Below are 13,064 nucleotides of genomic sequence, written 5' to 3'. Positions count from 1 at the left end.
GGGAGAAACGACGGGTAATGAGCGAAGCGATAGAGCCCTCGGGCGTCGAGCCGACGATCGAAAGCAGCGAATCCGACACGGACGGGAACGAGGAGTACGGCTTCGGGGACCTGAGCGTCGTGATGGGCACTTACAACGAGGAGGCGGCGATCGGGACCGTCCTGGCCGACATCGAACGGATCACCGACGGGAAGGCCGAGGTCGTCTGCGTCGACGGTTCCTCCGACCGGACGCCCGAGATCGCCCGCGAACACGGTGCCCGCGTCATCGAACAGGAACCACAGGGATACGGCGTCGCCGTCCGGGAGGCGATCCTCGCGCCCGACCGGCCGATCGTCGTCACGACCGACTGCGACGACACCTACCCGATGGAACAGCTCCCGAAGTTTCTGGAGGCGATCAACGCCGGCTACGACGTGGTCAGCGGCGATCGGCTCTATCATGGCGCCGAGACCATGCCCGGTTTCAACCGGCTCGGAAACCGCCTGTTCGCGCTGGGGGCGAGCGTTTTGATGGGCGAACGCGTCCACGACACCACGACGGGGATGCGCGCCTACCGACGTGAGGTCGTCGAGTCGATCGAGTGGACCGAGAACACCGGCCTCTCGGCGGAGCTTCTGATCCGGCCGCTGATGAGAGGCTACGACGTCCGGGAACATCCGATCGACTACGCCGAGCGGCTCGGCGAGACGAAACTCGATCCGATCGAGGGCGGTGCCGCGATCGCGAAATCGATCGTAAAGGTCTGTCTCGAGGAGCGCTTCCGGTAGGCGTCATGTCTCTTCAGGCGAATCCGGACTGCCGAACCGCCGTCACAGCTCTTCTAGAAGTTCCCGCGCCGTCCGCCGGACCGCCTCGGTACTCTCGATCGACGGTTCCCACCCCAGGGCGGCGAGCTTCTCGATCGAGAGCCGCATCTTCGGCACGTCGCCGGTCCAGCCGCGGTCGCCGCCGGTGTACTCGTAGTCGGGGGCAAGCCCCATCTCGTCGGCGACGACGTCGGCGATCCGGTTCACTGACGTGGTCGTTCGCGTGCCGAGGTTGTACGTCGCCATCGGCCCCTCGGCGTGTTCGTAGACGGACAGCATTGCGTCGATGCAATCTTCGACGTGCATGTAGGATTTCTCCTGTCGGCCGTCGCCGAGGATCGTGAGCGTCTCGGGGTCGTCCCTGAGCTTCTCGATGAAGTCGGGGACGACCGCCCCCCGGAGGCGCGGACCGACGATGTTCGCAAACCGGACGTTGTAGACCGTGAGGTCGTGGGCGTGGGCGGCCGTCGAGAGGATCCCTTCGCAGGCGAGTTTGCTCGCCCCGTAGGCGCTGATCGGCTCCAGGGGGGCGTAATCCTCCGGTGTCGGCCGTGGCGCTTCGCCGTAGACGGTCGAACTCGACGTGAAGAGGAAATCGGGAACGCCCGCATCGAGGGCTGCCTCGACGAGATCGTAGGTCATGTCGGTGTTTTCCCGGAACTGCGAACGCGGGTCGGGGTCGTCGACCGCTTTCCGGGAGGCGAGATGGACGAGGAGATCGTACTCCGGGGCGACGACGTCCTCGACGGCATCACGCTCCGTGAGATCCCGCTCTAGGAACCGGACGTCGTCCGGGACCCATCCCCGCCGACCGTTCGAGAGGTCGTCGACGACGGTCACGTCGTGTCCCGCTTCGTCGAGCCGGCGGGTCAGATGCGACCCGATGAACCCTGCGCCGCCCGTTACCAGTGTCCGTTGTGTGGTGTGTGCTGTCATCGTTCGGTGTTCCGCATCCGCGTCTCGAACCACACGCCGTCGAAGTGAGCGTCCGGGTCGTCCGGGAGGTACGTCCCCTCGGTCCCGCAGTCGGTCACGAGGGGGCAGACGTACCGCTCCGGCGGCCAGACGGCCTCGACGCCGCCGTCGTTCGTTCGCACCGTCGTCTCCTGTCGGTAAGTGAGCGTCGACCCGTCGGCCTGGGCAAGCGTCACCAACAGCGTCACCGTGTCGGTTTCCTCGAGCGGGATCGGCTCCGTATCACCCTCGACGAGCCGCGCGGTATCGCCGTCCAGCGTCCAGTTCGCGGTGATCGATCCGTCCGGATCGGCCACGGTATAGCCCGCATACGTGTCGGCGTCGGCCTCCAGACGAACACTCGCACGGTCGACTCGTTCGGGCACCCCGACCGTCGTTTCGCCTTCCAGCGTCGGTCCGCGCCGGATCTCGAGTGGTTCGAGTTTCGGGACGACGTGTCGGTTCGGATCGGACGTCCACTCCCCGCGGTAGGTGTACCTGTAGTGGGTCCGATCGGGATAGGCGTCGAGGACAGCGAAGTCGTCGGGCGGATCCCGATCGAGCGCGTACACCACGTCGCCATCGAAGCCGGGATCGTTCCGGAGATACTGGAAGGGGTGGTTCTGCCAGTCGCCGTACGGGGTCGGGATGAAGACCAGCGCGTCCTCGAAGGACGTCCTCTCGATGGGTTCGTAGGCGGCTTCGTGTTTGGCTTCGTGTGCCGCGTTCCGCTCCAGCGGCGCCGAGACGGCCGTGACGTTGACGGCGCCGACCAGAAGGACGCTGGCGAGGAGCGCGACGACGAGAAACGCCTTCCCGGCGCGCGGCGACCACCGCGTTTTGAGCCGCGAACCGAACGCCCGGAGGAACCGCCAGCAGGCGAAAACACCGACGGCAGCGAAAAGCGAAAACGGGACAAGCAGATCGAAGTGATAGAAGGGACCGAACTGCGAGACGATCCCGTCGGTCGGATCCGAGGGCGTCGCGAGGATGTTGAAGTTGCCCCAAAAGAGGAGGTTGCCGACCGGAACCGTCACGAACAGTCCCGCGATCAATACGCCGGCAGTCCGCTGGAAACGGCTGTCCCTGTCGACGCTCGACCCGGGGACAGCCTCTCCCCGGTACCAGCGGCGGGCTGAAAACGCCAGCCCGGCGACCGAAAGCGCCGTCCCGAGGATCCCGGCGGTGAACCACCGCGTCGAGAAGTACCGGAGAACGTAACCGTTCGCCTCGAGGGCGACCTCCGGCGAGTAGACGATCGAGTGTCCGAGGATCCGGCGGCGGCCGAACCCCGGGCCGTCCAGCGGCGCGAACGCCTCGTAGGGGAAAACGAGCGGCGAGCCGGTCAGACGGGCGTTGTAGGCGAGCGTCACGCCGACGAAACAGAGCCCGAAGAAGGCCGTCAGCACCTGTCGGCGGACGGGACCCGGAAGCGGCAGAAGCCCCGCCCGACGGATCGCGGTGCCGACGCGATACAGCGCGTGACAGACGAACGGGATCGCAAAGAGGACCGCGGTGAACGGGCGGGCGAAAAACGCCAGTCCGATCGCGACCCCGGCGACGCCGGCGGCGACGGCCGATCCCTCGCGGATCCCGTACAGATAGGCGACGGCGAAAAGCAGGTTCAGAAGCGTCGTCGGCGCGTACGGCAGAAACACCGACGTCGTCACGAGCGCAAGCGGCGAGGCCGCAAAGAAGCCGGCGGCGACGGCGCCCGTCCGGCGATCGACGAGCATCCGCCCCAGTGCGTACACGAGCGCTGCGTTGCCCGCGGCGACGGCCGCAAGCGTTACACGGGGCTCCCCGAACAGGGCCATCGAGACGGCGTACATCGCCGCCGGAACAGGTGTGTACTTCGGGTACAGGCGTCCGCCGTCCTCGACAAAGAACCACGGCCGGAACGCGCCGACGAGATCGCCGGCGTGGAGTTCGAGTTGCCCGTCCAGAAGCATCGCCGCCTGGGTGAGATACACCCCCTCGTCGTGGTTGCTGGAGTGATAGCCGAAGACGGTGGTAGCCAGAAGGAAGACGGCCACTCCCGCGACGAGGGCGATCCCGGCGGCGACGAGCGGGGGATCCGAACGGACGGCCCGCTTGCGGGCGGCGCGTCTCGCGTTCGCGTACCGCCGGCGGATCGTCCGGATCAGTTGGTACAACACGTCGGGCGGTTCCTAGTGCGTTCGGTGTCAGATATTGATGCCGACGTCCCGCATGAGATCGACCGTCTCCTCGAGGTTCGAAAGCTGTGTCAGGTCGATATCCGGCACGTCGAGTTCGTCGATCGTCGGAAGATCGCCGATCGGTTCGACGCCGGGAACGAGCGGATATTCGAACGTCGAGCGCGCGAAGTAGTCCTGGGCCTCCGACGAGAGGAGGTGGCGGACGAAGTTCTCCGCTAGCGTCGCGTCCTCGGCGCTGTCGACGACGGCGGCCCCGGCGACGTTGAACGCGGCTCCGGCGTCGCCTTCGGTGAACGCGGTCGCGATCGAGGCTTCGGGGTTGCCGTCGAGTACGCGCTGGATGTAGTAGTGGTTGGTGAAGGCGGCGTCGATCTCGCCGTCGGCGATCGCCTGGCAGGCGGCGAACTCGTCGGGGTACGCCTGGATCCCGGCCTCTGTGACCCCATCGAGCCACTCCCGGGTCGCTTCTTCGCCTTCGAGGATCCGCATCGCGGTGACGAACGCCTGACAGGAGCCGTAGGAGGGGGCCCACCCGAGATTACCCTCGAACTCCTCTGGGTATGCCATGATGTCGTTCGGCATATCCTCGGCCGAGTAGGCGTCGCTGTTGTACGGGACCGTCCGGGCCCGGCCGGAGGTACCGATCCACTCCCCGGTCCGGAACTCCTCGCGGACCATCCCGGCGACTTCCTCGGAGAGCGTCCGTGTCCGCCCCTCCCCGGCCAGCGCGCCCAGGGCCCCGGAGTTCACCGAGTAAAACACGTCGGCCGGCGACCCTTCACCCTCGTTTGCGATCTGGTTTACGAGGTCGGTCGAGTTCCCGTACCGGACGGTAAGCGAGAAATCGTCGTACTGGTTTTCGATGTAGTCGACCAACTCGCCGACGAGGAACTCCCCGCGTCCGGAGTATACGTGGAGTTCGCCCTTGAGAGGGGGCATCTCGGCGATCGGCGTTCCGCCGGGACCGTCGCGGCCCTCCCGGCCGGACCCGATCTGGCCGGTCCCCGAATCGGTCACGTCGTCGCCGTTACCGTTGCCACTGTTCCCGTTGCCGTTGCCGGTGTCGCCGTCGGATCCGTTTCCGCCGACACAGCCGGCGATCCCGGCGATCCCGACTGCGCCCGACGCCAGGATGAACCGGCGTCGACTCACGTCGCGTCCGTGTCTGTCGTGCCTCGTCATATTTTTAGGCTAGCCTAAACAAACTTAGTCGTGTCGGTTCAGTCGTCGGCCGCCGCGGGAGCGGGCCTGAGTACCTCCAGACAGTCGAGCCAATCGCGCATGTGCTCGCCGACGTGGTTGAAGAACGCCCCGTTCCGGTACTCCCCGAAGTCACCCTCGACGAGCTGGTCGGCCATGGCGTCGTAGACGCCGGCGTAATCCGTCGCGTCGCTCCCGGCGTCGTCTATAAGCTCCCAGAGGTGTTCGTTGAGTTCGAGTCCAGCGACCTCGTTGTGGAGGTCGTCGAACGTCGAGCGCTCGGCCTTGTTGTGTTCACAGAGCGGTCGCCCGTTGTAGATTCGCTTTCCGAGGACGTCGCAGGCGCGCTTGAGAAACACGCCGCTCCAGATATCGTCGAGGCGGCCGACGTCCCACTCGTTTTCGTCCATCGGGAGCTGATAGAACGCCGGGATCACCTCTCGACGGAACGCGAGGTTCATCGAACAGACCGTGAGGTAGTTCCCGGAGCCCGCGACGAAATCGCGTTCGAAATCCCCGGCCTTCGTCCGGGTCTGGGCCTGTCCGTTGAGGTCGCCGTCCATCAGGATCCGGACCGCATCGAGGTCGGGAACGTTCGTCCACAGCCCCTGGGAGGCGACGACCCCGCCGCGTTCGGTTTCGACGGTGTCGGTCTCGACGGTCTCGTCCATCGCCGAGTAGGGGTACCCCCGGGGATAGAGCCCGTGTTCGTCGGCGTTCTGATACAGCACGTTCACCCAGTCCTCGTCGGAGCGGACGCGCTCTATCTCTCCCGCGAAGGCGAGGTTATGCATGTGCGTTCCGAAGTAGTCCTCCTCGTCGTGTGGAAGCGTGTCGTCGTCGATGAAGAGGCCGTACTCGAAGCGCTCGTCGGCCCACATATAGAGGAGACCGAAGCTCGTCTCGGCGTGGGAGGCGGCGGGGACGACGTGGGCGTACTCCTCGATCCCGTGTGTTTCGTACCACTCCTCCCGACGGGTGCCGTCGAAGACCGCCCCGGCGACGTCCAGATCCTCGAGCATCGTCCGCATCGTATCGGTCTCACAGAAATCCTCCGTAACGAGCACGAAGTACAGCCGCGAGACGTCGAACCCGTGTTCGCGGGCGTTCTTGACGTAGGCCCGGACGCACTCGTGCTCCCGGATCGTCGGAACGATCACACAGATGTCCCGGTCGGACTCCGCTGTCGTGTCTCGGCTCATCGCCAGCGTATTTTTTAGGCCAGCCTAAAAATCTGGCGGTTCGGCCGGCGATCCGCCCGCACCCTCGCGCGATCGCGTCGGAGAGAGGTTGAGCGCGATCGCGGCGACGGTGCCGCCGGCGAGAGTGACGGCGTTCTTCAGGGCGTGATCCAGTATCGCGGCGACCACGGCGATCTCGACGCCGATCGGGGTGACCCCAACCACGAGGCCGGTGAAAGCGGCCTCATAGAGGCCGATCCCGCCCTGTGAAAGCGGCAGGATCTTCGCGAGATTGCCGACGCTGACCGCGAGCGTCCCGACCGCGAGCAGTCCCCAGCCGGATATCCCCCCGCCGCCGACCAGCGCGGCTAGCACCGCGACGGCGGTCAGGACGTCCAGCGCCCACACGGCCACGCTGCCGGCATAGATCGTCGCGAGGGCCCGTGGACGCTCGGCGACGACGCGGACGCTGGCGCCGAAGTCGATCGCGGCGTCGACGATTCCCGAGAGCCGCGACTGCCCGAGGGAGTCGCGGAGCGCCGGGCCGAGGGTTCGATCGCTCCGGGCGACGGCGACCGTCGTGACCGAAAGCACCAGAGCCAGCGAGGCGACACCGAGCGCGACCGTCGTCCCGACCGTCGAATCGCCCGCCGCGACCCACCGGCCCTCGAGGAGGAGAACCGCGAAGGCCGCCCCGCCCAGCGTGGCGATCGCCACCAGATCGAACGCGCGCTCGACGGCCAGCGAGGCGACGCCGATCGGGTACGGGACGCCCCGCCGCTCTTTGAGGAGGTACGCCCGGACGCCGTCGCCGGCCCGCGCGGGAACGATCAGGTTCACGGTCTGGCTCCCGAAGACAGTCCACGTGAGAAACCCGAGCCCGAAGCGCCTGTCCATCGACGCGAGCACGTCGCCGAACCGTCGCCCGCGGAGGGGCCAAGAGAGCAGATACACACAGAGCGCCGCCCCCAGAAGGCGCAGATCGGCCTCCGAAAGCAGCGCGATCGTCCTCCGGAGATCTACGGTCCGGGCGAGGATGACGCCCCCGACGATCACCACGAGTACGGTTCCGACGACGGTCAGCCGCTCGCGCGAGTAGACACCGCCGATCCGCGTGAGAACGCCTCGATCCTTCATCCAGTATTGGTTTAGGCTGGCCTAAATGATTTAACTCTGGCGGTTTTTAGGCGAGGCTAAAAGCGAGGAACCGCGGGGATACGGACGCGAAAGCCGGTATACTGCGACGACCTGATTACTCCAGATAGCCCAGATCGCGGAGCTGATCGGTGATCTCGTCGAACTCCGCCTCCGACAGCGTGCCCTGTTTCTGGTGCTGGATGACGATGCTCCGGAGCAGAAACCGGACGAGATCGCTCGTCGAGGAAAAGCTGGTCCCCTCGATCGTTTCCTCGACGCGCTCGGAGAGCTCCTTCGGGATCGAAACCGTCGTGTACTCGGTCATACCGGACGGTCGCCGGGGACGGACATAGGTCTGTCCACCGCGGCCGAGTCGGGAATGTTTAGGGGACTGTGGCGTATACGGGACACATAATGGGAGTACGGCCGCCACAGCAGGGTGACGACGACGCGCCGGAGACGGTCGCGTTCGGCATCGCAGCGCTCGATGACTACCTCGAACGGGCCGACGCCACGTTTCCGGCGACCGACGAGGAACTGATCGAGGCCCTCGGCGATCCGAGCGTGCCGTACGACGCGATGGGCAACGAGCTCCGCCTCTCGGAGGCGCTCGATGAGCTCAGCCGCGTCCGGTTCGAGACCCGCCAGGAGTTTCTGAACGCGATCCACCCGGTCTTCGAGGCCAGACGCGAGCGTGCGAAAAACAGCTTCCTCGGACAGTTGCGGTCGCTGTTACCGTTCTGACTCCTCGAGGTCCTGTATCTGCTCGGAGAGCTCCTCGAGCCGACGGGTCTGCTCGCGGCTGATCGAAACGAGGATGTCCGAGAGTACGCCGAACATCAGAAGCTGCACCGAGAGCAACACGAGAAACACCGCGAGCAGCGCCAGGACATCGTGGGAGACGCCGGCGGCGACGTACCGGTACCCGACGAAGAGCCCCGTCCCGACGCCGGCAAACCCGGCGACCGAGGCGACGCTCCCGAAATAAAAAACCGGGTTGTTGGTCTTCGCGAGCGTATACAGCGTCAGAACGATCCGTCCCCCGTCCCGGAAAGGACTGAGGTTCGTCTCCGAACTCCCGGGGCGGGACTCGTATCTGATCGGGACGACCTCGGTTTCGATCCCCTGTCTGACGCACTCGACGGCGAGTTCGGTCTCGATACCGAACCCGTCGGCGTCCAGCCGGAACCGTTCGAACGAGCTCCGTGTGAAGGCTCGATACCCCGAGAGGATATCGCTGAGATCCCGGCCGTGGATCAGCGCGAACAGCCGGTTTATCAGGCGGTTCCCGACGGCGTTGAGCCGCGTCATCGCCCCCTGTTCCATGTCCGCGAACCGGTTCCCGATGACGTGGTCGGCCCGCCCCTCGAAGAGCGGCTCGAGCATCGCCTCGGCGTCGGCCGGCCGGTAGGTTCCGTCGCCGTCAGCCATCAGCACGTGCGGGGCGTCGATCCTCTCTACGGCCTCTCTGACTGCCTGTCCCTTCCCCCGGCCGGACTGGACCATGACCCGGGCGCCGTGGTCCTCGGCGATCGATCTGGTGTCGTCTTCGGAGTCGCCGTCGACGACGAGGACGTTCTCGAACCCTTCGGCGCGGAAGCCGTCGACGACGTCGCCGATCGTCTCGGCCTCGTTCAAGGTAGGTAAAAGGACACAGACGTCCGCGCGGTCAGCCATTAGGAACGAATCGAACACCCGACGCAAAAAAACAGCGGGTTCGCTCGCCGATCACTCGATCTCGGCCGACCGACCGTCCGAGTCCGGCGTCAGGTTGCCGTGCTCGTCGATCTCCCCGGCGACGATACGGGTCGAGGATATCACTTTCCCGTCCTCGGCGTATCTGTGGTCTACTACCTCTATCTCTAGGGGTTTGAGGCCCTTCGACTCCCGCACCTCGTTGACCTTCTCCCCGCCCGCTTTGGTCTCCGGTGAGACGACGAGGACGTCGAACCCCTGCTCGGTCGCGATTCCGGTCGGCTCCGTCAACTCGCGGATCTCGAAGGAACGGTCGTACTCGGCGGCGAAGGATTCGAGTTCGGACTCGAGGCCGACCCTCCGCTCGTCGAACGGCCGGACGTGGCGATCGACGCCCCGGGTCTCGGCAGCGAGATCGTCGCTCGTCAGTCCGACGGTCACCTCGCCGAGTTCGAACGCGCGCTCCAAGAGCGCCCGGTGGCCGTCGTGTACTGGATCGAACGTCCCGCCCAGCACGACCTTCATGGAGACGGCAAGGACCGGCCGTGGTTTAGAGGCTTCGATGGGAGAGCGCTCGGGAGCTACGGCCGATCGTCCGCGTCGTCCTTGACGGTTATCTCGACGGGGTCGTCGTCGTCTCCGCACCCCATCCCGAGGTGTGAATCGAGGTTGAACACGGTGTTGAGTTCCTCCTGGATCTCTTCGATGACGCTGCCGACGAGTTCGCTCGGCGCCATCGCGGTGTACTCGTAGGGGTTGTTCCCCGCGCTCTCCGATTCCCGTTTGCTGCGCTGGACTTTCCCTTCCTCGTTGAGTTCCGCGAGCGCCTCCCGGACGGTGCTGGGGTAGAGACCGGTACCCTCGGCGATCTCTTCGCTTGTGCTTCCGGGGTGCTGTCGGAGATAGACGTAGATCCGCGCACGGGTCTCGGTATCGAGCACCCACGACAGCAGTTCGACGATCCCTTCGTCGAACTCCTCGGCCGCCCGTTCGGCCTCCTGTTCCAGCCGATTCCGTACGCCCTCGTGTTCCCCGTCGACGGGTGTCCCCTGGCCGTCGTCGGAGTGATCATCGGTAGACATGTGTTATATTCAGCCGGACACAAGGCACTCCCATATATAAACCCTGTGCCGACCCGGACCGTCGATCGGAGCGTGCCGGACGACCCGGCGAACCGACTGGAATCGCCCTCCGGTGAACCGACGAGTATCCCCGGGAACGTCGGCTCAAACAGCGCTTTCGTTCCCTTCGAGGAGGAGCGCCGAACAGAGCGAATCGAGACCCTCGCTCTCTTTGAGCCGGCGCTGTCTGTCCGCCCCGCTTTCGGCGTCGAAGACGTTGACGATCCCCGAGACGCCGAGTCGGTCCGCCTCGCGTTCGACGAGTTCCCCGAGCGGGACCGGCTCCGTCCACTCTCTCGATAGCAGTTCCGCCTCGTGGCCGTGCCGGATCGCCCGCCATTTGTTCTCGTCGAGGAACTCCCGGCGGTGGTCGGTGCCGGATTCGCCGTCCTCGTAGCGGGCCGCCAGATCCTCGACGAGCGCCTCCGTGTACTCGACGAACGCGAGGACGTATTCCGGGTCGGCCTGGCCGTCAGGGGCCCGGATCTCGACGGTTCCATGCGAGGAATGCGGTCGCACGTCGAACCACAGCTCGCCCCGGTCGTTTATCGAGTCGGTTTCGACCATCCTCCGCTCGAAGGACTCAAACGCCTCGAAGTCCTCGAACGCCGTCGGGACGCCGGTGTTCGGGAGCGCCTCGAAGATCTTCGCGCGCGCCGATTCCAGCCCGGTGTCGAAGTCGTTCCAGTACGGCGAGTTCGCCGACAGCGCGAGCATGATCGGCAGGTACCAGCGCAGTTCGTTGGCGATCCAGACCGCCTTGTCGGCGTCGTCGACCCCGACGTGGACGTGGACGCCGGCGGTCGTGTTCCGGTGTTGGGGATACTGGATCCGATCGAGCTGCGCTCGATACCGGGGCTTTTCGGCGTGTTCGAGCTCGCGCCACTTCGCTGCAGGGTGCAACCCCGCGGCGGCGATCTTGAACCCGTGGCGGTTGGCGTGTTCGACGAGCGCCGCCCGGACCTCCGAGACCGCCTCACGCGCCGCGGCAAGCGAGTCGACCGTCGGCGTTTGCGTCTCGAGGACGAACTTGAACAGTTCGTGATCGATCCGGTCTTCCAGTATCGACGGCGGCTCGTTCCCGTAGACCAGTTCGTCGGTGCCCGAAGTGGGTCGCCCGGCGTCGTCGACGATGAAAAACTCCTCCTCGATACCGAGCGTCCCCATCCGGTCGAAGGCGTCGCGCGAACCCAGATCCATCGACGGGTGTTTCACCGGGGACCATTAAATACCATGCGTCCGCGGCCGTCCGTGGTGCAGTACCGACGGGGACGGCCCGCCTCGGTCCGGGACCCGATCCGGATCCCGTCACCGTGGCCGGGCGACTACGGCGAGATGGTCCTCGTGGAACGGGGCGAGCGGCCCGGTTTCGAGGATCTCGTAGCCGTCCTCGAGCGACCCCAGCACCGTCTCGAAGACTGCATCCGGGTCCGCGGTGACGTCCTCGCTTCTGGCTTTGATCGCCATGAGTAGCCGGCCGTCCTCGCGGAGGAACCGGCGGTTCGCGAGCGCGACCTTCGCCTGACCCCGCGTCGCGACGTCCTGGATCAACGCGTCGACCGGTTCGACGACGTGGGCGTACGTCTCCGGCTTCCGGGCGTCCTTCAAAAGCGGAAAGAGGTTCCTCCGGGACTCGGCGACAGAGAGCAGATCCCGGGCCGGACGGGCGGCGAACTCGACGGCGTAGGTCGGGCTGGCGAAGTCCGCGACGTGTCCGACCGTCGTCCCGGCCGCCGCCCCCAGATAGAGGACCGTCTCGCCGCCCGAGAGCCCGGTTTCCATGCCGTTTTCGAGCATCGCGCCGAGCTTCGACCGGCGCGGGTCCCACCGCCGCCACGCCCCGTCGGTCGGCTCGCCGTAGACTGGCTCTCCGCGCGTCGCCAGCCCCTCCTTTTCGCCGAACGATCGGCGTTCGACGCCGTCCGGCAGCGTCATTCGGTCTCACGCTCCCGGATCCGCTCGATCCGTTCCTCGAGTTCCGCATCCAGTTCTGGCTTGCGATCGCCCGTGTAGTGATCGATCCGGGCTGCGATCGCAAGCTTTCCGGCCAGCGCGCGCGCGGCGGAGCCGCGGTGTTCGGGGGATGTCCCCTGGATCGCCTCGTGGACGAAGATGACGCCGTGTTTCGGCGACGGCGCGTGACCCCGGAGGTGGGCGAAAAGCGCCTCCTCGGCGCCGAGTACCTGGATCGTCCCCGAGGGTTTTCTGGCCAGATCCTTCAGCCCGCCGGCGAGCGCGACGAGACGGGCGGCCAGAACCGGACCGGCCAGAGCCGAGAGGTTCGGCGCGACCTCCGGGGCCGTCCGCTGGACGTGAGCCCGCAGCGAGGCCGCCTCGTCGTCGAGATCGCAGACCCGTCGGGCGAGCGAGACGAGCGGTTCGGCGGCGTCGTCTTCCCCCGCCAGCGTTCCGGCGTAATCGACGCCGGTCCCGGCGTCCTCGCGTCGGCTACCCGCCCACTCGGCGACGCGTTCGGCGAGTTCGTTCGCGACGCGCTCACAGTCGTCCATGGCCCGTACCGAATGGATGAGCTGTCTGTCGTCTGCGGTTTCGGCCTCGCGGACCGCGGCGCGGGTCGCCGTCACTGTCGCGTCGTGGAGCGCCGCGTAGTAGTCGGCTTCCGAGTCGAACGCTCCCGACTCCACCGCGACCTGTGGCCACTCTCGGACGGCGTCACCGGATCCGTCCCGGATCGCTCCGGCGGCGGCCTCGGGATCGCCGGGATCGATACCGGCGAACCAGCCCGTACTCGGTGAGCGTCGGTCGGTCATGAGGGTGTCTACAGGT

At 66.3% G+C, this 13,064-nt stretch carries 14 protein-coding genes; 2 read left to right on the top strand and 12 right to left on the bottom strand.

All coding sequences use genetic code 11. The features are described 5' to 3' along the window. The first annotated feature begins 122 nt into the window (after positions 1-122). A complete protein-coding gene (locus tag KM295_RS06955) occupies positions 123-770 on the top strand; it encodes a dolichyl-phosphate hexose transferase (RefSeq protein WP_418904765.1) in 648 nt (215 codons plus the stop codon). 42 nt (positions 771-812) lie between these two features. On the opposite strand, the gene KM295_RS06950 is transcribed toward KM295_RS06955, so the two are convergent. The 6 genes from KM295_RS06950 to KM295_RS06925 form a co-directional block, all read right to left on the bottom strand. After that, a complete protein-coding gene (locus KM295_RS06950; RefSeq protein WP_256029227.1) occupies positions 813-1,745 on the bottom strand; it encodes an NAD-dependent epimerase/dehydratase family protein in 933 nt (310 codons plus the stop codon). Continuing rightward, positions 1,742-3,910 carry a DUF7846 domain-containing protein gene (locus tag KM295_RS06945; protein ID WP_418904764.1) on the bottom strand — a complete coding sequence of 723 codons (2,169 nt, stop codon included), beginning with the start codon at positions 3,908-3,910 and terminating at the stop codon, positions 1,742-1,744. The genes KM295_RS06950 and KM295_RS06945 overlap by 4 nt, the downstream gene beginning before the upstream one ends. 39 nt (positions 3,911-3,949) lie before the next feature. Further along, positions 3,950-5,125, bottom strand: a complete 1,176-nt coding sequence (locus KM295_RS06940) for an extracellular solute-binding protein (protein ID WP_256029225.1) — start codon at positions 5,123-5,125, stop codon at positions 3,950-3,952. A gap of 38 nt (positions 5,126-5,163) precedes the next feature. Then, on the bottom strand, positions 5,164-6,345 hold the full coding sequence (locus KM295_RS06935) for an alpha-1 4-glucan-protein synthase (RefSeq protein WP_256029224.1): 1,182 nt from the start codon (positions 6,343-6,345) through the stop codon (positions 5,164-5,166). 24 nt (positions 6,346-6,369) lie between these two features. Next, the gene (locus KM295_RS06930; protein ID WP_256029223.1) at positions 6,370-7,461 is read right to left on the bottom strand and encodes a lysylphosphatidylglycerol synthase transmembrane domain-containing protein; all 1,092 of its coding nucleotides are present in this window, start codon (positions 7,459-7,461) and stop codon (positions 6,370-6,372) included. Positions 7,462-7,576: 115 nt separating this feature from the next. Then, entirely contained in the window at positions 7,577-7,786 is a 210-nt protein-coding gene (locus KM295_RS06925) for a ribbon-helix-helix domain-containing protein (RefSeq protein ID WP_256029222.1), read from the bottom strand. An 89-nt stretch (positions 7,787-7,875) separates the two neighbouring features. Here KM295_RS06925 and KM295_RS06920 point away from each other — a divergent pair, with 89 nt between their 5' ends. Further along, the gene (locus KM295_RS06920; RefSeq protein WP_256029221.1) at positions 7,876-8,205 is read left to right on the top strand and encodes a DUF5789 family protein; all 330 of its coding nucleotides are present in this window, start codon (positions 7,876-7,878) and stop codon (positions 8,203-8,205) included. On the opposite strand, the gene aglJ is transcribed toward KM295_RS06920, so the two are convergent. From aglJ to KM295_RS06890, 6 genes are all read right to left on the bottom strand, one after another. After that, entirely contained in the window at positions 8,194-9,138 is a 945-nt protein-coding gene (gene aglJ / locus KM295_RS06915; RefSeq protein ID WP_256029220.1) for an S-layer glycoprotein N-glycosyltransferase AglJ, read from the bottom strand. The genes KM295_RS06920 and aglJ overlap by 12 nt on opposite strands. Before the next feature lie 51 nt (positions 9,139-9,189). Beyond that, positions 9,190-9,681 carry a phosphopantetheine adenylyltransferase gene (locus KM295_RS06910; protein ID WP_256029219.1) on the bottom strand — a complete coding sequence of 164 codons (492 nt, stop codon included), beginning with the start codon at positions 9,679-9,681 and terminating at the stop codon, positions 9,190-9,192. A gap of 56 nt (positions 9,682-9,737) precedes the next feature. Continuing rightward, entirely contained in the window at positions 9,738-10,238 is a 501-nt protein-coding gene (locus KM295_RS06905) for a winged helix-turn-helix transcriptional regulator (RefSeq protein ID WP_256029218.1), read from the bottom strand. A 144-nt stretch (positions 10,239-10,382) separates the two neighbouring features. Continuing rightward, positions 10,383-11,477, bottom strand: a complete 1,095-nt coding sequence (locus tag KM295_RS06900) for a glutamate--cysteine ligase (protein WP_256029217.1) — start codon at positions 11,475-11,477, stop codon at positions 10,383-10,385. Between the two features lie 108 nt (positions 11,478-11,585). Further along, the gene (locus KM295_RS06895; RefSeq protein WP_256029216.1) at positions 11,586-12,212 is read right to left on the bottom strand and encodes a fibrillarin-like rRNA/tRNA 2'-O-methyltransferase; all 627 of its coding nucleotides are present in this window, start codon (positions 12,210-12,212) and stop codon (positions 11,586-11,588) included. Continuing rightward, complete coding sequence (locus KM295_RS06890; RefSeq protein ID WP_256029215.1) at positions 12,209-13,048, bottom strand: NOP5/NOP56 family protein; 840 nt, start codon at positions 13,046-13,048, stop codon at positions 12,209-12,211. Before KM295_RS06890 ends, KM295_RS06895 begins: the two co-directional genes overlap by 4 nt. Positions 13,049-13,064 lie beyond the last annotated feature (16 nt).

The sequence above is a fragment of the Natronomonas aquatica genome (assembly GCF_024449025.1).
Classification (GTDB): domain Archaea; phylum Halobacteriota; class Halobacteria; order Halobacteriales; family Haloarculaceae; genus Natronomonas; species Natronomonas aquatica.
The sequence above is the reverse complement of the archived record's forward strand: the minus strand, read 5'-3'. Positions and strand labels throughout refer to the sequence as shown.

Coding starts and splice junctions, on each gene's coding strand:
- KM295_RS06900 (WP_256029217.1), bottom strand. CDS start 11,477: ATGGATCTGGGTTCGCGCGACGCCTTCGACCGGATGGGGACGCTCGGT.
- KM295_RS06935 (WP_256029224.1), bottom strand. CDS start 6,345: ATGAGCCGAGACACGACAGCGGAGTCCGACCGGGACATCTGTGTGATC.
- KM295_RS06940 (WP_256029225.1), bottom strand. CDS start 5,125: ATGACGAGGCACGACAGACACGGACGCGACGTGAGTCGACGCCGGTTC.
- KM295_RS06895 (WP_256029216.1), bottom strand. CDS start 12,212: ATGACGCTGCCGGACGGCGTCGAACGCCGATCGTTCGGCGAAAAGGAG.
- KM295_RS06950 (WP_256029227.1), bottom strand. CDS start 1,745: ATGACAGCACACACCACACAACGGACACTGGTAACGGGCGGCGCAGGG.
- KM295_RS06925 (WP_256029222.1), bottom strand. CDS start 7,786: ATGACCGAGTACACGACGGTTTCGATCCCGAAGGAGCTCTCCGAGCGC.
- KM295_RS06930 (WP_256029223.1), bottom strand. CDS start 7,461: ATGAAGGATCGAGGCGTTCTCACGCGGATCGGCGGTGTCTACTCGCGC.
- KM295_RS06890 (WP_256029215.1), bottom strand. CDS start 13,048: ATGACCGACCGACGCTCACCGAGTACGGGCTGGTTCGCCGGTATCGAT.
- KM295_RS06905 (WP_256029218.1), bottom strand. CDS start 10,238: ATGTCTACCGATGATCACTCCGACGACGGCCAGGGGACACCCGTCGAC.
- KM295_RS06955 (WP_418904765.1), top strand. CDS start 123: ATGGGCACTTACAACGAGGAGGCGGCGATCGGGACCGTCCTGGCCGAC.
- aglJ (WP_256029220.1), bottom strand. CDS start 9,138: ATGGCTGACCGCGCGGACGTCTGTGTCCTTTTACCTACCTTGAACGAG.
- KM295_RS06910 (WP_256029219.1), bottom strand. CDS start 9,681: ATGAAGGTCGTGCTGGGCGGGACGTTCGATCCAGTACACGACGGCCAC.
- KM295_RS06920 (WP_256029221.1), top strand. CDS start 7,876: ATGGGAGTACGGCCGCCACAGCAGGGTGACGACGACGCGCCGGAGACG.